We start from the raw sequence: 23504 nt of genomic DNA on the forward strand, positions 1-23504 counted from the left end.
GGGGAAACGTCTTCGATCCGGTAACAAGGTGGGGCATCCCATGATGCGTCTTTGTGCAACCTTACTGATTTGCCTGTTCAGCAGCCTGAATCCGGTGCACGCCGCCCCTGCGCCCCATCCTCACTGGAGCGTCGGCTACCACGAGATGAGCTTCCTCGACCCGCTCGACTTGCAACCGATGCGGGCCATCGCTTTCTATCCTTCCAGCGACAAAGAGCATTCCAGCAAGCTGGAGGGCTACACCGTCGAGGCCGGCGAAGACACGAAAGTCGCCATGGGCCGCTTTCCCATGCTGATGCTGTCCCATGGCAACACCGGCACCCCGCTGGCCCTGCATGACCTGGCCACGTCCCTGGCGCGCAAGGGGTTTGTGGTGGTGGCGGTGATTCACCCCGGCGACAACTCCAGGGACCACAGCCGTCTCGGCACCTTGAGCAACCTTTATGGGCGGCCGATCCAGATTTCCGAAGCCATTACCGCGACCCTGGGCGACCGCATGCTGGCGCCGTTCGTCAATGCCGATCAGGTCGGGGTCATCGGTTATTCGGCGGGTGGGGAAACGGCACTGATACTGTCCGGAGCGACGCCGGATCTCGACCGCTTGCGCCGTTACTGTCAGGAACGCCCGGACGACCGCGATGCCTGCAACACCCAGGGCGAACTGATCGTCGATCGTGATGATTTGCAGCCGGTGGCCGATCCGCGGGTCCATGCCCTGATGCTGATGGCGCCGCTGAGCCTGAAGTTCGGTCGCCATACCCTGGCGGACGTGCATGTCCCGGTGCTGCTCTACAGCGGTGATGGCGACAAGCTGGTGCCGTTTGACAAGAACGCCGCCGCACTGGCGCGCAAACTGCCTGTGGCGCCGGACTTCAAGCTGTTGGCCGGGGCAGGGCACTTTGTGTTCATGGCGCCGTGCAACGACGAGCAAATCGTCATCATGCCGGCCTTGTGCACCGATGCCGATGGCGTCGACCGTGAAGACATTCACCGCAACCTGATCTCCGAAGCCGGGCGGTTCTTTGCCCATACCCTGGGCAAAGCGACCCGGGCCGGGATGCAGACCGCCGATCAATAGGGCTTCGCCCCTGGTAGGAGCTGCCGAAGGCTGCGATCTGTTGTTTTTGCTTGATAAGGCAAGGTCAAAAGATCGCAGCCTTCGGCAGCTCCTACGGGGCTATCAAGCCATGGCCCGGCGCTTGAGCAGCAAGGTCAACCCCAGCGCACCCACCGACAACAGCGCCGCACAGAAGAAAATCCACGAATACCCCAGGTTCAAAGCCACGGCGCCCATCAACGGCCCGGCAATCGCCAGCGCCAAATCGAAAAACACCGCATAAGCACTCAACCCCGCGCCACGGCTAGCGTTGGGCACCTGCTTGATCGCCTCGACGCCGAGCGCCGGATACACCAGCGACAGGCCGAAGCCGGTCAGGCCGGCGCCGATCAAGGCGTACCCCGTCGACGGCGCGAGCCACAGCAAGCCCAGGCCGACGGTTTCGAGGGTCATGCAGGCAATGGCCGAGCTGAACCCGCCGAAGCGGCTGATGCTGGAAATGAACAGCAGCCGCGCCAGAATGAAGCACACGCCGAACACCGTCAGGCAATACGCCGCGCCGCTCCAGCCGCGGTTGAGGTAATACAGGGTAATAAAGGTGGTGAGGGTGCCGTAGCCAATGGACGCCAGGCTCAGGCTTGCCCCGAAAGGCGCAATGCGCCCGAACACCGCCCAAAAGGGCAGGCGTTCACCGCGCACCACCGGTACCGAAGGTTTGTTGCGGATCAACACCAGTGCCACGGCGGCCAGCACCGACAGGGCGATCCCGAGGCTGGCGAAGCCCAGTTGATCGACCATCACCACGCCCAGCGGCGCGCCGATGGCAATGGCGCCATAGGACGCGATGCCGTTCCAGGAAATCGAACGCGCGGTGTGTTCGGCACCCACCTGGCCCATGCACCAGCTGATGGTGCCGACCCCGATCAGGCCCTGGGCGATCCCGAGCAGCAATCGACCGGCGATCAGGATCAGCAAACTCACCACCGGCAGGCCCTGCAGCAGGGTCGACAGCAGCGTCAGTGCGCCGCTCAGCACAATACCCGCCAGGCCGTAGACGATCGCGCGCTTGGTGCCGATGGTGTCGGACATCCGCCCGGCCATGGGCCGGCTGAGCAGTGTCGCGAGGTATTGCGAGCCGATGGTCAGCCCGGCGATGACCGCACTGAACCCCAACTGTTCATGGACATAGCCCGGCAACACCGCTATCGGCAGGCCGATGCAGAGGAAGGCAATAAAGGTATAGAAAACGATGGAAACGATCTGCAGGGTGATCGCCATGGAGCTTTGCGGTGGCTGTTGCTGCGCAGACATGAGGGCTCGTTCGCGGGCGGCGGTGGGAGAACTGCATCATGGCGCGGCGCCGGGATAAAAGAAAGCAGGCTAACTATCTTTCGATTGTAGCCTTACTGTAGGAGCGAGCCTGCTCGCGAAAAACGTCGGGATAACGCGTTCATTCAGGTTGCACGCGTAATCGTTGACGTCCATCGCGAGCAGGCTCGCTCCTACAAATGCGGCGAGGTGGTCTTAAAACACCACACCCTGGCTACGCAGGTAATCGTCATAGGTGCCGCTGAAGTCGGTCACGCCATTCGGGCTCAGCTCGATGATGCGGGTAGCGAGAGACGACACGAACTCGCGGTCGTGGCTGACGAAGATCAGCGTGCCCGGGTAGTTTTCCAGCGCCAGGTTGAGCGACTCGATGGATTCCATGTCCAGGTGGTTGGTCGGTTCGTCCATCACCAGCACGTTCGGCTTTTGCAGGATCAGCTTGCCGAACAGCATGCGACCTTGCTCACCACCGGAAATGACCTTGACCGACTTGAGGATCTCGTCGTTGGAGAACAGCATCCGGCCCAGGGTGCCGCGAATCATCTGCTCGCCCTGGGTCCATTGGCCCATCCAGTCGAACAGGCTGACATCGTCTTCGAAGTCATGGGCGTGGTCCTGGGCGTAGTAGCCCAGCTCCGCCGCGTCGGTCCACTTCACGCTGCCGGCATCCGGGGTCAGTTCGTTGACCAGGGTGCGCAGCAGGGTGGTTTTACCAATGCCGTTCGGGCCGATGATCGCTACGCGCTCGCCCGCTTCAACCTGGAAGCTGAAGTCCTTGAACAGTTCCTTGCCGTCGAAGCCTTTGGCCATGCGCTCGACGATGACCGCCTGACGGTGCAGCTTTTTGTTCTGCTCGAAACGGATGAACGGGCTCACGCGGCTCGAAGGCTTGACCTCGGCCAGCTGGATCTTGTCGATCGCCTTGGCGCGGGAGGTTGCCTGCTTGGCTTTCGAGGCGTTGGCCGAGAAGCGGCTGACGAACGATTGCAGTTCCGAGATCTGCGCTTTCTTCTTGGCGTTGTCCGACAGCAACTGCTCGCGGGACTGGGTCGCCACGGTCATGTACTCGTCGTAGTTGCCCGGGAACAGGCGCAGTTCGCCGTAATCCAGGTCAGCCATGTGGGTGCACACGCTGTTCAGGAAGTGACGGTCGTGGGAGATGATGATCATCAGGCTGGAGCGCTGGGTCAGCACGTTTTCCAGCCAGCGGATGGTGTTGATGTCCAGGTGGTTGGTCGGTTCGTCGAGCAACAGCACTTCAGGATCGGAAAACAGCGCCTGAGCCAGCAATACACGCAGTTTCCAGCCCGGGGACACTTCGCTCATCGGGCCGAAGTGCTGCTCGATGCCGATACCCAGGCCCAGCAACAGCTCGCCGGCACGGGATTCGGCGGTGTAGCCGTCCATTTCGGCGAACTCGGTTTCCAGCTCGGCCACGGCCATGCCGTCTTCTTCGGTCATTTCCGGCAGCGAGTAGATGCGGTCGCGTTCGGCCTTGACCTTCCACAGCTCCTCGTGACCCATGATCACGGTGTCGATCACGGTGAATTCTTCGTAGGCGAACTGATCCTGGCGCAATTTACCCAGGCGCACGTTCGGCTCGAGCATAACCTGGCCGCCGGACGGATCGAGGTCGCTACCGAGGATTTTCATGAAGGTCGACTTGCCGCAGCCGTTGGCGCCGATCAGGCCGTAGCGGTTGCCCGCGCCGAACTTGACCGAAACGTTTTCGAAAAGCGGCTTGGCGCCGAACTGCATCGTGATGTTAGCTGTAGAGATCAAAGGTTTTTCCTGCGAAGCAATCAGAGAAGCCAGGGTTGCGGCCGAGTCGAAGTGCGCTGAGGCCGGAGTGATACCCGTCATCAACCTGGGGGGGCGCGTAAAGTTTGGCGGCGATTGTACTGGTCTGGCTCTTTAAACGATAGGGCAATAAGGCCGCAGGGACAGTTTGGCGGCACCAGTGGACAGATTTTCACAGTAGAAGGCTAACATTTGGTTACAGACGCTGGCTAAAATGCCATCTTTCACCTGATGCCGATAATCGGCACGGCTCAAGGATGGCCACCGGCACCGCTGTTCCGATTTCAGACGCTGCTCAAGACCCACAGGCCGCTGGCCGGCAGGGGGCGCAGTTTGTTCACTTCTGACGTGTGACGATTTCCGTGAAACTCATCATTGCCGCTATCTACGTTGTATCCATCGCGTACGTTCACCTGCGCGGTCGCGTGCGCCATAAACTGGGCCGCCAGCTGAGCGATCACTCGACCTTTCTTGCGCCGATCAATTGCTTCCTCTATCTGTTCTCGAAAATCCCCAACAAGCCCTACCTCAATCCGGCGGATTTTCCTGACTTGAGCCCGTTGCAGGCGCACTGGGAGGAGATCCGCGCCGAAGGCCAGAGCCTGCTGCAGGCCGGCGAGATCAAGCGCTCGAACCAATACGACGATGTGGGCTTCAACTCATTTTTCAAGACTGGCTGGAAGCGCTTCTACCTCAAGTGGTACGGCGACAGCCACCCCTCGGCGATGAAACTCTGCCCGCGCACCACCGAACTGGTGCAGAGCATCGGCTCGATCAAGGCGGCGATGTTCGCCGAACTGCCTCCGGGTTCCAAACTGGTGCGTCACCGCGACCCGTACGCCGGTTCCTACCGCTATCACCTGGGCCTGGTCACGCCCAACGATGCCGGTTGCTATATCAACGTCGATGGCGAGAACTACCACTGGCGCGATGGCGAAGCGGTGATGTTTGACGAAACCTTCATTCACTACGCCGAAAACACCACCCAGCAGAACCGCATCATTCTGTTCTGCGATGTCGAGCGTCCGATGAAGTACCGCTGGGCGGCAGCATTCAATCGCTGGTTCAGCCGCAATGTGATGTCGGCGGCCGGCGCGCCGAACGAGGCGGGCGACAAGACCGGGGGCATCAATCGTCTGTTCGGCAGGATCTACAAGATTCGCCTGCGTGGCAAAGAGCTGAAAAAACGCAATCGCAAGCTCTATTACCTGGAAAAGTGGGCGATCTTTGGTGGTTTGCTGGCGATCTTCATCCTGATTTGAGGACGCCTTCGCGGGCAAGCCCGCTCCCACAGGTCTGCGCAGACCCTTTGGGAGCGGGCTTGCCCGCGAATAAGCCGCAACATTCAACACATCACTTACTGACTTTTTTTCTGGGCGCGGGCTTACTCGCCGCCTTGGGCTTGGCCTCAGGCTTACCGGCCCCCTTGCCCCCCAAACTACGCTTGAGCAATTCGGTCAAGTCGATGACATCCGCCGTCTTGCGCGCCTCTTCCCCGGTGTCCGTCTCCACATCCTCGATCTTGCCTTCATGGGCCTTGCGCTCTACCAGCGCCATGATCTTGTCTTCGAATTCATCCCGATAATCATCTGGCGACCAGTCGGCGCTCATGTCCTGCACCAGCCTTTTGGCCATGTCCAGTTCACCCTTGGCCAGGTCGGCCTTGGTCACGTCCGGGCCCAGCGCCAGTTCATCCAGGCCGCGCACCTCCGCCGGCCAGCGCAGTTTCACCAGCACCAGGGCGGACTCCAGCGGCATCAAGGCCGCCAGGTATTGCCGGGTATGCAGCACCACGCGGGCCAGGGCGACCTTGTTGGTCTTGGTCAGGGTCTCGCGCAGCAACGCATAGACCTTGCCGCCGCGTTTATCCGGCGCCAGGTAGTACGGCGTGTCGATGTTCTGCAAGGGGATCTGCTCGCGCTCGACAAAGGAAAAGATGTCGATGGTCTGGGTCGACAGCGGATGCGCCGAGCGGATTTCCTCTTCGCTGAGCACCACGTAGCGGCCTTTTTCGTAAGCGACGCCCTTGACGATGTGTTCCTTGGTGACTTCCTTGCCCGTGACCTTGTTCACGCGCTTGTAGCCCACCGGGTCCATGCTGCGGCTGTCGAGCCAGTCGAAATCCACGCCTTGCGACGAGGTCGCCGAGACCAGCGCGACGGGAATATGTACCAGCCCGAAACTGATCGCACCTTTCCAGATTGCCCGCGCCATGGTCGTTTACTCGAAAGTGATGTTCAGGTGACCCGCGGCCTCGCGCAAAAGTTTCAGCGGCCTGCGGCGGTCTATCACTTCGTGTTACATCTCCCCCTGGAGGTTTTGGTTAACAAATCCGAACCCTGGGCGTAGCGTGCTATCGAAGACCTTGTAAACGCGTATGTCGCAAGGCTTGCCATGAAGAGGCACCCCATGAACCGATGCATCCCCGGCCTCATCCTGCTGGCCTTGAGCGGCGCTCTCGGCCAACAGGTCCAGGCGCAGAACCTGCCGAACAGCGGGAACAACAATCCCTACAACAGTCCGATTCACCGGGCCAACCCCAACAGCATGCAAGGCACGCAACCCGGCGCCCCGGCCATTCGGGGCCCGAACACCGTGCCGGTACCGCGACCGCCGACCCTCGACAACGGCGGCATCGGCAATCGCTATCCGCAAGGAACAGCGCCCGGCAGCCCACCCAAATTCATCCCCAATCCACCCCCTCGAAACAACAGCAATCGTTGAGCGGCAAGGCAGCGGTCCTGCCGGCCATTCGCATGACAAAAGGAATCGTGCATGTTGCGTCCAACCCTCTTGAAACCGCTGCTGGCAACGGTCTGTGCCAGTGCATTGATGACCGCCACGCTGCCTGTCCAGGCGGCACCGGCCCAGGAAATGAACAGCGAACAGGGCACGCTGGAGGTCACGTCGATCGTCAACGGCCTGGACCATCCGTGGGCCCTGGCGTTTCTGCCCGACCGCAAGGGCATGCTTGTGACCGAGCGACCCGGCAACCTGCGGGTGGTCAGCGTTGACGGCAAGCTCTCCGCGCCCATCGGCGGCGTGCCCAAGGTCTGGGCCAAAGGGCAGGGCGGTTTGCTGGATGTCGCGTTGTCCCCGGACTTCAAGCAGGACCGCACGCTCTATCTGTCGTACGCCGAGGGGGGCGGCCAGGGTGGCAAGGCCGGCACGGCCGTCGGTCGCGGGCAATTGTCCGAAGACCTGACGACCCTGAAGAATTTCACGGTGATTTTCCGCCAGGAGCCCAAACTCTCGGTCGGCAACCATTTCGGTTCGCGACTGGTGTTTGACCGCAACGGCTATCTGTTCATCACCCTGGGTGAAAACAACGACCGGCCGACCGCCCAGGACCTCGACAAACTGCAAGGCAAGATCGTGCGGATTTACCCGGACGGCAAAGTGCCGGACGACAATCCGTTTGTCGGTCAGTCCGGGGTGCGTCCGGAGATCTGGGCCTACGGCGTCCGTAATCCGCAAGGCGCGGCGCTCAACCCGTGGAACGGCACGCTGTGGGAAAACGAGCACGGGCCCCGAGGCGGTGACGAGGTCAACATCATTGAACGCGGCAAGAATTACGGTTGGCCGCTGGCTACCCACGGCATCAACTATTCCGGCCAGCCGATTCCCGAAGCCAATGGCAAGACCGCCGAAGGCACCGTCGGGCCCCGCCATGTCTGGGAAAAATCCCCAGGGCTGAGTGGCATGGCGTTCTACGACGGGGATCGTTTCAAGGCCTGGCAGCACAATGCGTTCATTGGCGCGCTGGTGACTCAGGAACTGATCCGCCTGCAATTCGACGGTGACAGGGTCGTCCATGAAGAGCGTTTGCTGGGTGAACTGAACAAGCGCATCCGCGACGTGCGGCAGGGGCCGGATGGCTATTTGTACGTGTTGACCGATGAAGAGGATGGAGCCTTGTATAAAGTTGGACTGAAGTGAAACTCAAACGCTGCCTTCGCGAGTAAGCCCGCTCCCACATCGACCGAGTACCATCATGGAAATAGGGTCGAATGTGGGAGCGGGCTTGCTCGCGAAGGCGCCGGAAGAATCACGATAGAAGCGAGTGCCTAGCCTGATCCATACAGAACCACCGCCGCCCGCAGCTTGTCCCGCCCGAAACTGCACATCTTCTCGAACTCCCCATGGCTGACCGGCAGATGCTGGCAGTCCATGGCCTGACGATGCTGGCTGTGATCCACATCGGGATCGTGCAGATAGACAAACTCGTCGTCGCAATCGGTAACGATCACCCAGTGCGGTGATTTGGAGCGGGTCAGGCGATAGCTGCTGATCAGCACCAGCGGCTGGCCGCCATGTGCCAGCAGGTGCGGCAGCTCCAGGGGCCCGCCGATCTCCTGCTCGACATCGCTCTCAAGCAATTGCGCGGTGAACTCATCGTGCACCAGGCGCATGACGTCTTTTTTATGCGCGTCCCGCACCCCGTCAAGAAACAACGGCCCGACCCTGCTCAGTTGCAGCCGCACCCGAAACCCGCGGCGCCAGGCGGCCAATGCCAGGCCCTGGGGGCTGCAACCGCCGTGGCCGGACGTCATGAACACGGTGGTCGCTTCGCGCCAGATCTGCAGTTCTTCGCGACGCTGCGGCGAGCGGCCCTGTTGCAGCGCGCCCATGGCCATCAACAGGCACGCCGGGCCGCAGGTGAAATCAGTGGTCTGCGGGTAGTAAGGCACTTGAATGTTGCGCGAGTCGCGGTGCTGGAGAATGCGCTTTTCCAGGCGCAACGCATCGGCGTGGTCCTGGTAATAGTCGTGAATCACTGCAAAGCGTCGATAACCGTTGCGCTCATACAGGGCAATCGCCCCCGGATTATCGATACGCACCTCCAGACGCAGATAAGCGCAATCGTGCTCAATGGCGCAGGCTTCAACGCGATCGAGTAACTGCTTGCCCAATCCATTGCCCCGGGCCTGGTTCGCGATGGCGATGGAATACAAGCGCGCCAGCGACGTACCCCGGTGGAACAGCACCACGGCATAACCCAGCAGGTGCCCGCCGCGTTCGGCCACCAGCAGCTGCCCGTGGGCGCGATTGATCATCCATTGAAAGCTGCGACTGTTGAGCCGATCGGTGGTGAAGCATTGTTCTTCAAGTGCCAACAGCGCGGGCAAATCTTCCAGTACCGCCAAACGAAAAAGCGTATTCATATGACCGCCGTAAAAGTTGCGTAACGAAACGGGACTTTCGAAAAAGTTCGTGCTTAATAGGAAAGGTCTTGTTCTCCAACGGATCGATCACTATGTCAGCGGTACAAGGTCATTGGCGCGAAGTATCCGAGCAAACTTTGCCGGCAGCAACTTATTTAAATGACTCGAACAGAACTTCCAGCCAGTTGATTATCATCGTCGAACGCAAGGAAGACTGGGCGTCTTACTTCCCCAGCGAAGACATTGTCACGGCCCAGGAATACCTGGAGCAAACCCGCGACCATGAGCAGGGAAAAAGGGTTCAGGTGATCAACCTGTGCCGCAGCTACAAGTACCTCGGGCACGGTTACTACTGCTCGCTGCTGGCCGAAGCCCGTGGGCACAAGGTTATTCCGTCGGTGAAAACCATCAGTGAGCTGACGCGCAAGTCCCTTTACGGTTTGGCGCTGGATGATTTGGATAAAGCCCTGGAAAAAGCCCTCAGTCATCATGCTTACAGTGATACCGAAGGGTTTACCCTGACGCTTTATTTTGGCAAAACCAATATAGAACCCTTGCAGGATTTGGCCCGGCAGTTGTTTGAAGTATTCGCTTGCCCGATCTTGTTAGTTGAGTTTCGTCGAACCAATGGCTGGCACATCGAAGGTATAAAGTCCGGTGCGTTGCATAAGTTGCGCGAAGACCAGGAAGATCAGTTTGCCCTTTCCCTGGACAGTTTCAGTCGCAAGATCTGGCGCCTGCCACGCTCTCGCCGGCTGGCCCGTTACGACCTGGCCATCCTGCACGATCCGCAGGAAGCCTTGCCGCCGTCCAATGCCAGGGCGCTGGAAAACTTCGTCAGGGTCGGCAGGACGCTGGGCATCGACGTCGAACTGATCGAGCGCAAGGACTACGCGCGGATTGCCGAGTACGACGGCTTGTTGATCCGCGAAACCACCAGCGTTGATAACCACACGTACCGTTTCGCCAAGAAAGCCGAAAGCGAGGGACTGGTGGTGATGGACGACCCGACGTCGATTCTGCGTTGCACCAACAAGGTCTACCTGACGGACCTGCTCAAGAGTCATCAACTGGGTATGCCCGCCACCGAAATCCTCTACAAGGAACGACCGGAAGACTTCGAACGGGTGGGCGAGCGCCTGGGTTTTCCGCTGGTGCTGAAGATCCCTGACGGCTGCTTTTCCCAGGGGGTGATCAAGGTCGAAAGCCAGCAGGCCCTGCTCGACGCCACCGCCGAGCTGTTCGAACACTCGGTGCTGTTGCTGGCACAGGAATTCTTCTACACCGAGTACGACTGGCGCATCGGCGTGCTCAATCGCAAGCCGATCTTTGCCTGCCAATACTTCATGTCCAAGGGCCATTGGCAGATCTACAACCACAAGGCCAAGGGCCAGGACGTCAACGGTGAATGCCGGACCCTGGCGGTGCACGAAGCGCCACGGGCGGTGGTGGAACTGGCGGTGAAAACCGCCAACCTGATCGGCGACGGCCTCTATGGGGTCGACCTCAAGCAGTCCGGCGACAACGTGGTGGTGATAGAGGTCAACGACAACCCGAACATGGACGCCGGCATCGAAGACGCCTACCTGCAGGACGATCTGTATTCGCTGGTGCTGGAAGAGTTCGTCCGCCGCCTGGAACTCAAGCGCCGTGGCCAGGCCTGGTGAACGGCCCATGATCAAGAGCTTCGAACTGGCTCACGGCGCATTGCACGCCGTCGAGCGCCTGGACGCCGACGTCATGCTGTTCAGCAACCCCGATGCCGCCGAGCGGGATTTGCTGCACAGTCACTTCAAACTCGATGAACATGCCCTCGCTTCGGCACTGGACCCCGACGAGGTGTCACGTATCGAGTTCCATCCCGACAACCTGTTCCTGATCTGGAAACGCCCGGAAAACTACTCGGGCGCGGGCAGCCTGTCGTTCGAAGTGTCGTCCTGTGGCCTGCTGTTTTGCCCGGATCGCCTGCTGGTGATTGCGACCGACGACGCCCCGCTCAGTGGCCTGGGCAGGGGCAAGGCGCTGAACTCGCCGCAGGATGTATTGCTCGACCTGTTGTTCAACAACATCCATCACTACCTGGGCCACCTGAAGGTCATCAAGCTGGTCGCGCGGGAGTTGCAGCAGAAATTCAATGCCTCGATGCAGAACCAGCACCTGATCCAGATGTTCAACCTCAGCGAAAGCCTGATCTATTACATCAACGCGATCCACAGCAACGGCGCGGTCCTGACCCGACTGCGCAATCATGCGCAAAAGGAACACTTCGACGCCCATGCCATCGGCCAGATCGACGACCTGATCATCGAGAACAACCAGTGCTACAAGCAGGCGGAAATCTACTCGACGGTGTTTTCCGGGCTGATCGACGCGCGGGGCAACCTGATGAACAACAGCATGAACAACCTGCTGCGCAAGTTGACGCTGATCAACGTGGTGTTCTTGCCGTTGAACCTGATTGCGAGCATTGGCGGCATGTCGGAATTCAGCATGATGACGGCGGGCACGCCGTGGTGGGTGTCGTATCCACTGTTCTTGACCGCGATGATGCTGGGGGCAGGGGTGATGGTGCTTGGGCTCAAGCGCCTGGCGAAATGAATCGGATGGCTGTCCTGCCGCTTTCGCGAGCAAGCCCGCTCCCACATTAGACCGGGTAGCTCCTGAGAACACGGTCAAATGTGGGAGCGGGCTTGCTCGCGAAAGCGATTTCAAACTCAACACAATTTGCGGATCAGATCTGTTGAGTCTCAGCCCCCGACCTCTTCCGATCCTGCAGTCCGCGTACCACCAGGTACAACAACGGCCCAACCGACACAAAAACCGCCGTCAGCAGCCAGTAAGGCACCACAGACCAGGCCGAGCCGCCACGCTGGCGCGCATCCCGGTACATCCAGATACCCGCCAGCGTCGCCAGCAAGTACAGGTCGATCACCACTTGCGCGGTATCCGGGCGGGACATCAGGCTGATGCCGAAATCGATCAGCGACTGTTCGGCCTGGAGCATCACCGAAAGGGTGTAGCCGGCGAAGGCAATCAGGGCAATGAGGGGCAGGGCGACAGACTTCATGTTTCCTTCCTTGGGACAATGAGCAGGATGGCCAGCGTACCGCGACCAGTATCAATTGGCCATTGACTTGCCTTCGGCACCCGGCTAATTTCCAGGCATGACTTCCACCGTATTGCGCTGCCAGCCAAGCATTATTACCGCCATTCCTCATTTGGCGGGCTAGCTCACGACTGCAGCACCCAACCCGCCCTAGAGGCGGGTTTTCATTTTCTGTCTCTCGGGTTTTGACCCTCACAGTGCCTGCACGGACGCTGTACCACCGGAGACGACCATGAGCAGTACTACCGCCCAACACGCCCTGCTTGAGCATTACGTCAAGAAAATCCTCGCCGCGCCGGTCTACGAACTGGCGGTGCGGACACCGCTGCAACCGGCGCCTGCGTTGTCCGAAGCGCTGGGTAACCGGATCCTGCTCAAGCGCGAAGACCTGCAGCCGACGTTTTCCTTCAAGATCCGTGGCGCCTACAACAAACTGGTGAACCTTGGCGCTGCGCAAAAAGCCCGGGGCGTGATCACCGCGTCGGCCGGCAACCATGCCCAGGGCGTGGCGCTGGCCGCGCGGGAACTGGGCATCGACGCGACGATTGTCATGCCCGCCACCACACCGGCGTTGAAGGTAGAGGGCGTGCGCACGCGTGGCGCCGAGGCACTGCTGCATGGCGAGAGCTTTCCGTTCGCCCTGGCCCATGCGCTGGACCTGGCACAGCAAACCGGCAAGACCTTTGTTTCGCCTTTTGACGATCCGGATGTGATCGCCGGGCAGGGCACTGTCGCCATGGAGATCCTGCGCCAGCATCAGGGGGCGCTGGACGCGATCTTCGTCCCGGTGGGCGGTGGCGGCTTGATCGCCGGTATTGCGGCGTACGTCAAATACCTGCGCCCCGAGGTGCGCATCATCGGTGTCGAGTCTGAACATTCCGCCTGTTTGCAGGCAGCGCTGGATGCCGACGAGCGCGTGGTACTGCCAGCGGTGGGCACCTTTGCCGATGGCGTGGCGGTCGCCCAGATCGGCGCCCACGGCTTCGACGTGTGCCGGTTTTGCGTCGATGAGGTGCTGACCGTCAGCAACGATCAATTGTGCAGCGCAATCAGGAACATCTACGACGATACCCGCTCGATCACCGAGCCTTCCGGTGCTTTGGCGGTGGCCGGGATCAAGAAGTACGTGGCGCGAGCCGGTGTTCGCGGGCAGACGTTCGTGGCCATCGACTCCGGCGCCAACATCAATTTCGACAGCTTGCGGCATGTGGCCGAGCGCGCCGCGTTGAGCGACGCACCGGCTTGAAGGCGGCGGACCTGTGAACGTCCGCTGCGCCTGGGTGAAGCGATTACTCGGAAACGGCTTTGTCGACCTTGCTCGACGCCGACCAGATCCGGTAGCGCACTTCGACGTCTTCGGGCGCGTAGAGCACGATCGGCAGCTTGCTGTTGTAGCGCAGCATGAAGCCGTCACCCACCACCGGTACGAAATCCTGTCGGCGCTTGCCGTCAGGGCAGGCCATTTGCGTGCTCATCGGGCCGATGACTTTTTCCAGGCGGTAGAAGGGATAACCCCAGCCTTCGAGGTTTTTCTCTTCAAGGATGCCACCCAGGCGCTGACGGTTGCAGTCGACGCTCAAGGTTTTGCCCGCGAGGATCTCGACCTGGAAGTCGTCTTCCCGGGTTTGCGGGGCCAGGTGTATGACCTGACGGGTGAAGCCGCTGTCGGCTTTCGGGAACGGCGCGACGTCTTCGAGTGTTGCCGCGTGCGCGACGCCCGACAGTGCGGCAACAATCAGCCCGACGGTGGTGCTACAGGTCAGAGAACCCATGATGCCTCCTTGCGAATGTGAGGGGTCAGCGGATACTGGATCGGCTGCAATCTATTTTTGACGCCGGCAGCGGCAAACGCAAATGCGTTGTCGCGGCGTGCAATTCGCAGGGCTGCCGGGGGCGTTTTTTGCAAAGTGCACGACAGTTTTCACTGTCCATTCGAACAAACCCTTGATTTACCGATGAACTGCACAGCGAGATTACAGGCATGTTTTATGCTGTAGCTGTTCTTGAGCTGGCCGGGATTTCAAATGAGTCAGTGTCGATGGTTGATTGGCAGTCTCATAAAAGGAGAGGTTCGCCATGTTTCTTTCTGCCCTGGAACTTCGCAATATCATTGAAAGCAGTTTCCTGCCGAAACGCTGCCAATGCACGCTGTCGCCTGACATGTCCATGACCGTAAAAGTGTACGCCGATGGGGAAACCGATCAGCTTGAGCTACTGAAGACGGGGATCAATGCCCAACGACTCAATGGTTGTCGGGAAATCAACGACCTGATCGCCGAATTGCGTACCGATCTTGAGCAACACTACGTAGAACCTGCTCATACCCAAGGGATCCGCAAAGCGCTTTAACCTGCGGTCTCGAGTTCCACCGACACGCGCCGGGTCTGGAAAAACGCCAGGCCCAGCGCCAGTTCCACTCCCACCGCCAGCAGGATGCCCGGGCCGGCATGGCCGTTGAGCCATTCGCCGAAGCCAAGCATCGCCAAACCCCAACAACCGATCATGAAGCCGTTGCTCAATGCACTGCGGGCCACGCAGGGCGCTTGATGGCGAACCAGATAGAACATCACCCCCAGTGCGAGGAACAACACCGCCATGCGGCGTGCAAGCAGGCCCGATGCCAGGGAGTATTCGATATCCCAGGTGGCCAGCATCCATTCAGGGGCCAGGCCCCAGGCCAAGGCCAATAGAAAACACAATGCGGCGGTGAACGTTGACAGCGTCCTGAACGATAACTGCATGGCTAATCCTTGCGGCAGTGAGGGAAGGCGCTAGAGCATAGCGTCAGAACCCTCACCCGAATACCGCAAGGTGTTATTTCAGACTTTTCCGTCAGTTTTGATACGTGCAGGCGTCTGACAGTTTCCGATAGGCGAGTTCCGCCGGTTGGCCCGACTGCTCATCGATGTATTGCATCTTCGCCGTGACCACTTTGCAGTCCAGGGTATCGGGTTCGGACAAGGCGATGATCTTGCCTACATGCAAGGGCATGCCGTAGTGGTAGGAGGGGATGGCGTCAGTGGCGGTGTTGTCAGTGGTCTGTGCCATCACGGCAAACGGGGCACAGACGAAGACAGCGGAAACGAGCAGGGCGCGCGAGTTCATGGGGCGTTCTCCAGTGCAGGCAAAAGTTAGCTCGACGTGTCGTCGAACCAGCCGCACTGGGCGTCAGAGGACTCTGAGGGCGTGCGGTCCAGTACGCGTTGGACTGCGCAATCAAGGATTGGTTGACGCCACCTGTCGCTTTGCCACTACCGTCCGGCGGCCCGCTGCAGGCGCGATGTGGTTCAGACTAAAGTCGTCTGCAGCGCAAACCAGCCTTCTGCCATCATTGTCACTCACCCCCGCGTGTTCACTTCCCCGGCCGGTCACGGTTCCGGGTGAAGGCTATTTTTGGCTGCGTTCGCCCAAGTGCAAGCGCAGCACTGTTGGAGTTTTTCATGCGTCCCCCCTTTACCTTGATCACCGCGCGCCAGTCATTGGGCTTCGGCGCTTTAGTCCTGTGCGCCGGTTTTATCGGGCCGGTCCAGGCGAGCGGTTTTATCGATGACACCCGGGCGACTGTCGAGTCGCGCACGGTGTATTTCAATCGCGATTTTCGTGACGGGCACACGGCCACCGAACAGGGCGCTTCCAAGCGTGAGGAATCGGCCCAGGGCTTCATTCTCAACCTGCAATCGGGCTACACCGAGGGCACGGTCGGCTTCGGCGTCGATGCTTTGGGCATGCTCGGTTTCAAGCTGGACTCAAGCCCCGACAGCAGCAACAGCGGGTTGCTGCCATCCAGTGGGGAAAACCCCCGGGGTTCGGCAGACCAATACGCCAAGCTGGGGCTGACGGCCAAGGTCCGGGTCTCGCAAAGCGTGTTGAAGTACGGCGCGCTGTTACCGGATGTGCCGCTGCTCAAATACAACGACGGTCGCCTGCTGCCGACAATGTTCAACGGCGCCATGCTCATCTCCAGGGAGATCAAGGACTTGTCGTTCATGGCCGCGCGCCTGGACAAGTACACCGCCCGGGATTCCACCGATGCCCAGGACATCCGCGTGCACTGCAAGAACAAGCGCTATGCCTGCAACATCACCGCCGATCACTTCGATATGTACGGCTTTGACTACAAGATCAATGAACGGCTGACCGGGCAGTATCACTACGCCGAACTGGAAGACATCTACCGCCAGCACTTCCTTGGTTTGCTGGCCAACCAGCCACTGGGCGGCGGCGTGCTCAAGGCCGATCTGCGCTTGCTCAAGAGTGCCGACAGCGGCGACGCCCGTGCCGGGTCCATCGACAACCGTGCCCTGAGCGGGATGCTCGCCTACGCCATCAGCGGTCATACCTTCAGCGCCGGCTGGCAGCGCATGAACGGCGACAACTCGATGCCGTACCTGGATGGCACCAACCCGTATCTGGTCAACTACGTGCAGGTCAACGACTTCGCCGCCGCGCAAGAGCGCTCCTGGCAGTTGCGTTACGACTATGACTTCAAGGCCATCGGCCTCAACGGCCTGACATTCCTGACCCGCTATGTGAACGGCGATCACATCAAGGTGCCGGGCAGCGATCAGGAAGGCAAGGAATGGGAACGCGACAGCGAACTCAAGTACGTGGTGCAGAGTGGAACGTTCAAGGATGTCAGCCTGCGGCTGCGCAACGCGACCTACCGCACCAACTACGAGAAATATGCCCGGGACGTGGATGAGACCCGGTTGATCATCAGCTACAACTTCTCGGTGCTGTAAGCATTGGATTCGTGGTGGCAGACACGCCGCCTTCGCGAGCAAGCCCGCTCCCACACTGGAATGCATTTCAAATGTGGGAGCGGGCTTGCTCGCGAAGAAGTCCTGACATTCAGCGAAGATTCAACTGCTGCCGATACGGCAAATCCGGCCCGGTCTTGCCGCAGGTCAACGCCGCTGCCCGAACCGCAAACCGCACCATCGCATCAATCTGCTCACGCTCCAGGCGCTGCAACCCCTCGACCGAATCCATCTGCTGCTCGGTCAACCAGGCAATCAGCGCCGCCTGAAACGTATCCCCGGCCCCCACGGTATCGGCAATCTGCACCGCACACGCCGGCACCGACCACGAACCATGAGCCCGACTGAACACCGTCGCGCCTTCACCGCCACGGGTCAGCAACACCAGCTGACAACGCTGCTCCAGCCAGCCACCAATCACTCGCGCAGGATCCTGCCCGGGATACAGCAGGCTCAAATCCTCATCGCTGACCTTGATCAGGTCCGCATGCTCGACCAGCGTGGCAATCCGCGAACGCCACAACTCGATGTCCGGTTGAGGATTGAGCCGCACATTCGGATCGAGGCTGATCAGGCGCTGGCCGCTTTCCCGGCGGACCAACGCCAGCAAGGTGTCGGCAATCGGTTGCACCACCAGCGAGTACGAGCCGATGTGCAGACCGCGTACTTGTGGCCCGAGCGTCGGCAGGTGCTCCAGCGTCAACTGCCGGTCGGCGCAGCCTTCGCCACGGAAACTGTACTGCGGCGAGCCATTGGCGCCGACCGCGACCATCGCCAGGGTCGTGGGCGCGGCGACCTCCAGCAGATAGTCGGTGCGCACGCCCTCGTCCTGCAGCACTTGCAGCAGGCGCCGGCCCAGGTGGTCGGTGGACAACCCGGCGAACAGCGCCGCGTCCACGCCCAAACGTCGCAGGCCCACGGCGACATTGAACGGCGAGCCACCGGCAATGGCCTTGAAATTCACTTTTGAAGCCAGACCGCTGGGGTCGTTTTCACTGAAAAAATCGAACAGCGCTTCGCCACACACCAGGTACATAGTTGTTCACTCTTCAAAGGGTTGCGACATGCTGTCGATAGCGTTCATAGGCCTGTTGCGAGGCCGCCACATGCTCTGCGATCGGCAAGGTTTGGCTGGCCATGTCGAGTTTCACGCAACGCTCGCACAGGCTGGCCAGGGAGTCTTCCTGCCCGTTTGCCCGGGACGTGCACCACGCCGCCTGAATCGCTGCGCCAAGGGCGGCGGCTTCGCTTTGTTCGGGGCAAATCACCGGCGCGTCCATGATGTCGGCGACGATCTGCCGCCACACCTGGCTTTTCGAACCGCCGCCAATCAGGCAGATGCGCAGGCTTTGTAAGCCATTGTGGCGTAGCAGGTCCAGCCCATGGCGCAAACCGAAGGTCGTCCCCTCGACCACCGCGCGGCACAGGTTGGCCCGGGTCAGGTTGGTCAGGGTCAAGCCGTGCAGGCTGCCGGTGGCGTGGGGCAGGGCGGGGACGCGCTCGCCATTGAGGAACGGCAGCATGGACACGCCTTCGGCACCGATAGGGGCCTGGGCCACGAGCGCGTTGAAACACTCGATGTCCAGCTCGAACAGCTCCCGGATCGCTCCCGTGGCATTGGTCAGGTTCATGGTGCAGATCAGCGGCAGCCAGCCGCCGGTGGACGAACAGAAGGTGGCGACGGCGGCATCGGCGCTGACTGCCGGCGAGTCGGCATAGGCGCACACCGTGCCGGACGAACCGAGGCTCATGGTGATCGCGCCGGGCTGGATGTTGCCGGTGCCGATGGCGCCCATCATGTTGTCGCCACCGCCGCTGGCAACCCACGCTTGCGGGTTGATGCCCAAGCGTTCGGCGATGTCCGGCAGCACGGTGCCGACCACCGCGTGGGCGTCGATCAGTTGCGGCAGCGCCGCTTGCAGGCGGCCGGTGGAGTCGATGTGGCGTAGCAACTGCACATCCCACTGACGGCTGCGCACATTGAAATAACCGGTGCCCGATGCATCGCCGTACTCGCTGCAACTGCGGCCGGTGAGCCAGAAGTTGAGGTAGTCGTGGGGCAGCAGGATGCGGGCGATTCGGGAAAAGATCTCCGGGTGCTGCTCTTTCGTCCACAACAGCTTGGATACCGTGTAGCCCGGTGCGATGACCACGCCGAGGCGTTCCAGCGAACCGTGCTCGCCGCCCAGGTGTTGCAGCAGTCGATCGTTTTGCGCGGTGGTTTCGGTGTCGCACCAGAGCTTGGCCGGGCGCAAGACCTGGCCCTGATCGTCGAGCAACACCAGGCCATGCTGTTGGCCTGAGACGCCAATGCCGAGAATGTCCTGGCCATCGACGCCGGCCGCCAGCAAGGCGCGGCGGGTGGCGAGGGTGAACGCGTCCCGCCATTGCGCGGTGTCTTGTTCACGACGGCCATTGGCGCCGCTGATCATCTTGTGGGTCGCGGCACCCTGGCCCAGGACCTGGCCGCTCAGGGCATCGAGGACAAGGGCTTTGGTGCCCTGGGTGCCACAGTCGATGCCGAGGAAGAGTTGTTGGGTTGCCATGGTAAGTCCTTGGTATCTCGGATCAATCTCGGTGAAGCCATTCGCGAGCAAGTCGAATCGTCGCACTGCCGCCCCCACATTGGAATGCGTTCAAAAGTGGGAGCGGGCTTGCTCGCGAAGACGCAAGTGCATTCATTGCTGAGCTCAGGCCAGCACCCGCTCCAGCGTCCGCGTCACGCCGACTTCGCGCAAACTGTTGCAGCACCACTCGAACGCCGCCACAAACTCCGCCGAGCGCGGTATCGCCGTGCCAAAAATCTCCTCGACACCCAGCAACCGCTGGCTGATCAATCCATCTTCCGCCACCAGCGCCTGACAGAACGCCGCACGCGGGTCGGGGATCGAGTAGGTATCGCCATTTTCATCCACGCCCTTCAGATACAAGGCCCACGCGGCCACGACCAGCGCCGCACGCTTGGTTTCCCGGCCATCGGCAATCAAGCGGTTGATCGTGGGAACGGTGAACTTGGGAAACTTCGACGAGCCGTCCGAACACACCCGCTCCAGTTGATCGGCTATCGCCTGGTTGGAGAAGCGCGCGACCAGGGTGTCTTTGTAGTCGCTCAGGTCGATGCCCGGCACCGGCGACAGTTGCGGGGTCACGTCCAGGTCCATGTAGGCACGCATGTAGCGCACGAACAGCGGGTCGTTCATGGTTTCGTGGACGAAGCGATAGCCCTTCAGAAAACCCAGGTACGTCAGGGCCAGGTGGCTGCCGTTGAGCAACTTGATCTTCATCTCTTCGTAAGGCGTGACGTCGTCGGTGAATTGCACACCGACCTTTTCCCAGGCCGGGCGCCCATTGACGAACTTGTCTTCCAGGACCCATTGCACGAACGGTTCGCACACCACCGGCCAGGCATCATCCACGCCATGCTGGTCGGCCAGTTGCAGGCGATGTTCGGTGCTGGTCATCGGCGTGATGCGGTCGACCATGGCATTGGGGAAGCTGACGTGGCGCGCGATCCAGTCCCGCAGATCGCCATCGAGCAGCGCGGCGAAGGCCAGCAACGCCTTGCGGGTGACGGCGCCGTTGTGCGGCAGGTTATCGCAGGACATCAAGGTGAAGGCGGGCGTCCCCGCCGCGCGGCGTTTGGCCAGCGCGGCGCAGAGAAAGCCGAACACGGTTTTCGGCGCATCCGGGTTGGCCAGGTCGTGCTGGATCTGTGGCAGGTGGGCCATGAACTCGCCATTGCTGTCATCGATGCAGTAGCCACCTTCGGTGATGGTCAGCGAGACAATGCGGATCTGCGGGTCGGCGAGTTTGTCGATCAGCGCTTGCGCACCGTCTTCGGCGAGCAGCATGTCGCGGATCGCGCCGATGACCCGCACTTCGGTGTCGTCGCTGTCGCCCAGTTCGAACAGGGTGAACAGGCAGTCCTGGCCTTTGAGGTCGTCATGGGCGCGACGGTCTTCGGCACGCAGGCCCACGCCGCAGATGGCCCAGTCGAGGCCTTCGCCCAGGTTCATCAACGCGTCGGTGTAATACGCCTGGTGGGCGCGATGGAACCCGCCGACGCCGATGTGGGCGATGCCCTGGCGGGTGTCGCTCAGGGCGTAGGCGGGCAGGACCACCTCGGGGGCGAGGCGGTTGAGGTTTTGTTTGTTCAGTTTCATCACAAGCACTCGAAAGGTCAGGCGGCAGCGCGCAACGGGCGGGTCAGCGCCACGCCGTCGGCATCGAATAAATGGCAGTGTTCGGCATCCAGGTGCAGGCTCAGGGTTTCGCCGTAACGGCTGGCGAGGTCGCCGCGCACACGCATGGTCAGGGCTTCACCGGAAGCGGTGCGCACGTGGCAGAAGGTGTCGCTGCCCAGGCGCTCGCTGACATCGGCGGTGACCTGCAAGGTGCAGTCGCCCGGCTTGGCCAGTTCCAGGTGTTCCGGGCGAATGCCCAGGGTGACGGCACCGCCGACACTCAGGCTGGCGCCGCTGAGCGGCAGGCTGATGCGCGTACCGGCGTCCAGTTGCACTTCACAACCCTGGCTGTCGAGCCGAGTGACGGTGCCCTTGAGGAAGCCCATCTTCGGCGTGCCGAGAAAACCCGCGACGAACAGATTGGCCGGTTGGTGATACAGGTCCAGTGGCGAGCCGACCTGCTCGATTTTGCCGCCATTGAGCACCACCACCTTGTCGGCCATGGTCATGGCTTCGACCTGATCGTGGGTCACGTAGATCATCGTCGCCTTCAGCTCCTTGTGCAGGCGCAGCAGTTCCAGGCGCATCTGCACCCGCAGCGCGGCGTCGAGGTTGGACAGCGGTTCGTCGAACAGGAAAATCTTCGGATTGCGCACGATGGCCCGGCCGATCGCCACCCGCTGGCGCTGGCCACCGGACAGCTGTTTGGGTTTGCGCTCCAGCATCGGCCCCAGTTCGAGGATGCGTGCCGCTTCACCGACTTTCTTCTCGACTTCGGCCTTGGATACGCCCGCCAGGTCGAGGGCAAACGACATGTTCTTGCGCACGCTCATGTGCGGGTACAGGGCGTAGGTCTGGAACACCATCGCCAGGTCGCGCTTGGCCGGACTGACTTCGGTGATGTCGCGGCCATCGAGCTCGATGGTGCCGCCACTGACTTCTTCCAGGCCGGCGATCAGGCGCAGCAGGGTGGACTTGCCGCAGCCCGACGGGCCGACGAAGACCACGAATTCCTTGTCGTTCACCTCAAGGTCGATGCCCTTGATGATGGAAAAGCCTTCGAAGCCTTTTTGCAGATTCTTGATTTTCAGGTTGGCCATGGTGATGGGCCTCCACTTGTTTTTATTCAATTGAACCGGGCTGCCGGAAACGGTGCTGCACCCTCTGGGAGCGGGCTTGCTCGCGAATGCGGTGTGTCAGTCGACATCAACATTGACTGGCACACCGCTTTCGCGAGCAAGCCCGCTCCCACAGGGAAATAAAACGCTATTCATTTCACGGCACCAAACGAAAGGCCACGCACCAGTTGCTTCTGGCTGATCCAGCCAAAGATCAGGATCGGCGCGCAGGCCAGGGTCGAGACCGCCGACAATTTGGCCCAGAACAATCCTTCGGGACTCGAATACGAGGCGATCAAGGCGGTCAGCGGCGCGGCTTTGGACGAGGTCAGGTTCAGCGACCAGAACGCTTCGTTCCAGCACAGGATCAGCGACAGCAGCACGGTGGACGCCAGGCCACCCTTGGCGATCGGCAGCAGCACCCGGAGCATCTCCTGCGCCAGGGTGGCGCCGTCCAGGCGGGCGGCTTCGAGGATGTCCTTGGGGATGTCCTTGAAGTAGGTGTAAATCATCCAGACCACGATCGGCAGGTTGATCAGCGTGTAGATGACGATCAGCGCGATGCGTGTGTCGAGCAGGCCGAAACTCTTGGCCAGCAGGTAGATCGGCATCAGCACGCCCACCGGCGGCAGCATCTTGGTCGAGAGCATCCACAGCAGCGTGCCCTTGGTGCGCTGGGTTTCGTAGAAGGCCATGGAGTAGGCCGCCGGCACCGCGATCAGCAGGCACAGGGCGGTGGCGCTGAACGAGATGACCACCGAGTTCCAGGCAAAACTGAAGTAGTCACTGCGCTCGTTGATGTGCAGGTAGTTCTCCAGGGTCGGGGTGAATATGAACTGCGGCGGCGTGGCGAACGCGTCGATTTCGGTCTTGAAGCTGGTCAGCACCATCCAGAAGATCGGGAAGAAGATCAGGATCGCGATGGCCCAGGCCAGGGTGCCCAGCAGCAGGCTTTGCAGGCGACGGGATTGTTGAAGGGTCATGG

22 protein-coding genes are annotated in these 23504 nt (G+C 60.9%); 9 read left to right on the forward strand and 13 right to left on the reverse strand.

Annotation, left to right across the window (positions count from 1 at the left end):
• Nucleotides 1–40: 40 nt before the first annotated feature.
• Nucleotides 41–1078 carry an alpha/beta hydrolase family protein gene (locus F8N66_RS04605; RefSeq protein WP_150769042.1) on the forward strand — a complete coding sequence of 346 codons (1038 nt, stop codon included), beginning with the start codon at nt 41–43 and terminating at the stop codon, nt 1076–1078.
• Nucleotides 1079–1180: 102 nt separating this feature from the next.
• Here the strand turns inward: F8N66_RS04605 and F8N66_RS04610 are convergent, their stop codons facing one another.
• Together F8N66_RS04610 and F8N66_RS04615 are read right to left on the reverse strand one after the other, a co-directional pair.
• Nucleotides 1181–2368, reverse strand: a complete 1188-nt coding sequence (locus tag F8N66_RS04610) for an MFS transporter (protein WP_150769043.1) — start codon at nt 2366–2368, stop codon at nt 1181–1183.
• A 213-nt stretch (nt 2369–2581) separates the two neighbouring features.
• Nucleotides 2582–4168: an ABC-F family ATPase gene (locus tag F8N66_RS04615; protein ID WP_150769044.1), complete on the reverse strand. Its 1587-nt coding sequence runs from the start codon at nt 4166–4168 to the stop codon at nt 2582–2584.
• A gap of 380 nt (nt 4169–4548) precedes the next feature.
• Here F8N66_RS04615 and lpxO point away from each other — a divergent pair, with 380 nt between their 5' ends.
• Complete coding sequence (gene lpxO / locus F8N66_RS04620) at nt 4549–5448, forward strand: lipid A hydroxylase LpxO (RefSeq protein WP_150769045.1); 900 nt, start codon at nt 4549–4551, stop codon at nt 5446–5448.
• A gap of 91 nt (nt 5449–5539) precedes the next feature.
• On the opposite strand, the gene F8N66_RS04625 is transcribed toward lpxO, so the two are convergent.
• On the reverse strand, nt 5540–6400 hold the full coding sequence (locus F8N66_RS04625) for a Ku protein (RefSeq protein ID WP_150769046.1): 861 nt from the start codon (nt 6398–6400) through the stop codon (nt 5540–5542).
• Nucleotides 6401–6595: 195 nt separating this feature from the next.
• Between F8N66_RS04625 and F8N66_RS04630 the strand changes: the two genes are divergently transcribed.
• Both F8N66_RS04630 and F8N66_RS04635 read left to right on the forward strand, forming a co-directional pair.
• Nucleotides 6596–6910: a hypothetical protein gene (locus tag F8N66_RS04630; protein WP_150769047.1), complete on the forward strand. Its 315-nt coding sequence runs from the start codon at nt 6596–6598 to the stop codon at nt 6908–6910.
• Nucleotides 6911–6961: 51 nt separating this feature from the next.
• Nucleotides 6962–8125 carry a PQQ-dependent sugar dehydrogenase gene (locus tag F8N66_RS04635; RefSeq protein ID WP_150769048.1) on the forward strand — a complete coding sequence of 388 codons (1164 nt, stop codon included), beginning with the start codon at nt 6962–6964 and terminating at the stop codon, nt 8123–8125.
• Between the two features lie 128 nt (nt 8126–8253).
• Here F8N66_RS04635 and F8N66_RS04640 read toward each other — a convergent pair whose 3' ends face one another.
• Nucleotides 8254–9351 (reverse strand): GNAT family N-acetyltransferase/peptidase C39 family protein, encoded by a 1098-nt coding sequence (locus F8N66_RS04640; RefSeq protein WP_150769049.1) that lies wholly within the window; start codon nt 9349–9351, stop codon nt 8254–8256.
• A gap of 92 nt (nt 9352–9443) precedes the next feature.
• Here F8N66_RS04640 and F8N66_RS04645 point away from each other — a divergent pair, with 92 nt between their 5' ends.
• On the forward strand, nt 9444–11018 hold the full coding sequence (locus tag F8N66_RS04645; protein ID WP_150769050.1) for a RimK family protein: 1575 nt from the start codon (nt 9444–9446) through the stop codon (nt 11016–11018).
• Nucleotides 11019–11025: 7 nt separating this feature from the next.
• Complete coding sequence (locus F8N66_RS04650) at nt 11026–11949, forward strand: magnesium transporter CorA family protein (protein ID WP_150769051.1); 924 nt, start codon at nt 11026–11028, stop codon at nt 11947–11949.
• A gap of 133 nt (nt 11950–12082) precedes the next feature.
• On the opposite strand, the gene F8N66_RS04655 is transcribed toward F8N66_RS04650, so the two are convergent.
• The gene (locus F8N66_RS04655; RefSeq protein WP_150769052.1) at nt 12083–12418 is read right to left on the reverse strand and encodes a DUF2834 domain-containing protein; all 336 of its coding nucleotides are present in this window, start codon (nt 12416–12418) and stop codon (nt 12083–12085) included.
• A 271-nt stretch (nt 12419–12689) separates the two neighbouring features.
• On the opposite strand from F8N66_RS04655, the gene ilvA reads away from it, so the two are divergent.
• Nucleotides 12690–13703: a threonine ammonia-lyase, biosynthetic gene (gene ilvA, locus F8N66_RS04660; RefSeq protein ID WP_150769053.1), complete on the forward strand. Its 1014-nt coding sequence runs from the start codon at nt 12690–12692 to the stop codon at nt 13701–13703.
• A 43-nt stretch (nt 13704–13746) separates the two neighbouring features.
• On the opposite strand, the gene eco is transcribed toward ilvA, so the two are convergent.
• Nucleotides 13747–14229 carry a serine protease inhibitor ecotin gene (gene eco, locus F8N66_RS04665; RefSeq protein ID WP_150769054.1) on the reverse strand — a complete coding sequence of 161 codons (483 nt, stop codon included), beginning with the start codon at nt 14227–14229 and terminating at the stop codon, nt 13747–13749.
• Between the two features lie 304 nt (nt 14230–14533).
• On the opposite strand from eco, the gene F8N66_RS04670 reads away from it, so the two are divergent.
• Complete coding sequence (locus F8N66_RS04670; RefSeq protein ID WP_150769055.1) at nt 14534–14806, forward strand: DUF1652 domain-containing protein; 273 nt, start codon at nt 14534–14536, stop codon at nt 14804–14806.
• Here the strand turns inward: F8N66_RS04670 and F8N66_RS04675 are convergent.
• Nucleotides 14803–15198, reverse strand: coding sequence for a hypothetical protein (locus tag F8N66_RS04675; protein ID WP_150769056.1), 396 nt, complete (start codon nt 15196–15198; stop codon nt 14803–14805). The genes F8N66_RS04670 and F8N66_RS04675 overlap by 4 nt on opposite strands.
• A gap of 91 nt (nt 15199–15289) precedes the next feature.
• Nucleotides 15290–15562, reverse strand: coding sequence for a DUF2790 domain-containing protein (locus F8N66_RS04680; protein WP_150769057.1), 273 nt, complete (start codon nt 15560–15562; stop codon nt 15290–15292).
• A gap of 335 nt (nt 15563–15897) precedes the next feature.
• On the opposite strand from F8N66_RS04680, the gene F8N66_RS04685 reads away from it, so the two are divergent.
• Nucleotides 15898–17199: an OprD family porin gene (locus F8N66_RS04685; protein WP_150769058.1), complete on the forward strand. Its 1302-nt coding sequence runs from the start codon at nt 15898–15900 to the stop codon at nt 17197–17199.
• A gap of 109 nt (nt 17200–17308) precedes the next feature.
• Here F8N66_RS04685 and F8N66_RS04690 read toward each other — a convergent pair whose 3' ends face one another.
• The 5 genes from F8N66_RS04690 to F8N66_RS04715 all read right to left on the reverse strand — a co-directional run bounded on the left by F8N66_RS04690 (nt 17309) and on the right by F8N66_RS04715 (nt 23502).
• Nucleotides 17309–18253 (reverse strand): carbohydrate kinase family protein, encoded by a 945-nt coding sequence (locus tag F8N66_RS04690; protein WP_150769059.1) that lies wholly within the window; start codon nt 18251–18253, stop codon nt 17309–17311.
• 13 nt (nt 18254–18266) lie between these two features.
• On the reverse strand, nt 18267–19763 hold the full coding sequence (gene xylB / locus F8N66_RS04695; RefSeq protein ID WP_150769060.1) for a xylulokinase: 1497 nt from the start codon (nt 19761–19763) through the stop codon (nt 18267–18269).
• Nucleotides 19764–19907: 144 nt separating this feature from the next.
• Entirely contained in the window at nt 19908–21380 is a 1473-nt protein-coding gene (locus tag F8N66_RS04700; protein ID WP_150769061.1) for a mannitol dehydrogenase family protein, read from the reverse strand.
• Nucleotides 21381–21397: 17 nt separating this feature from the next.
• Nucleotides 21398–22501: an ABC transporter ATP-binding protein gene (locus tag F8N66_RS04705; protein WP_150769062.1), complete on the reverse strand. Its 1104-nt coding sequence runs from the start codon at nt 22499–22501 to the stop codon at nt 21398–21400.
• A gap of 170 nt (nt 22502–22671) precedes the next feature.
• The gene (locus F8N66_RS04715; RefSeq protein ID WP_150769063.1) at nt 22672–23502 is read right to left on the reverse strand and encodes a carbohydrate ABC transporter permease; all 831 of its coding nucleotides are present in this window, start codon (nt 23500–23502) and stop codon (nt 22672–22674) included.
• Nucleotides 23503–23504: the final 2 nt, after the last annotated feature.

It is taken from the genome of Pseudomonas fluorescens (assembly GCF_902498195.1).
GTDB classification, from domain to species: domain Bacteria; phylum Pseudomonadota; class Gammaproteobacteria; order Pseudomonadales; family Pseudomonadaceae; genus Aquipseudomonas; species Aquipseudomonas fluorescens_BU.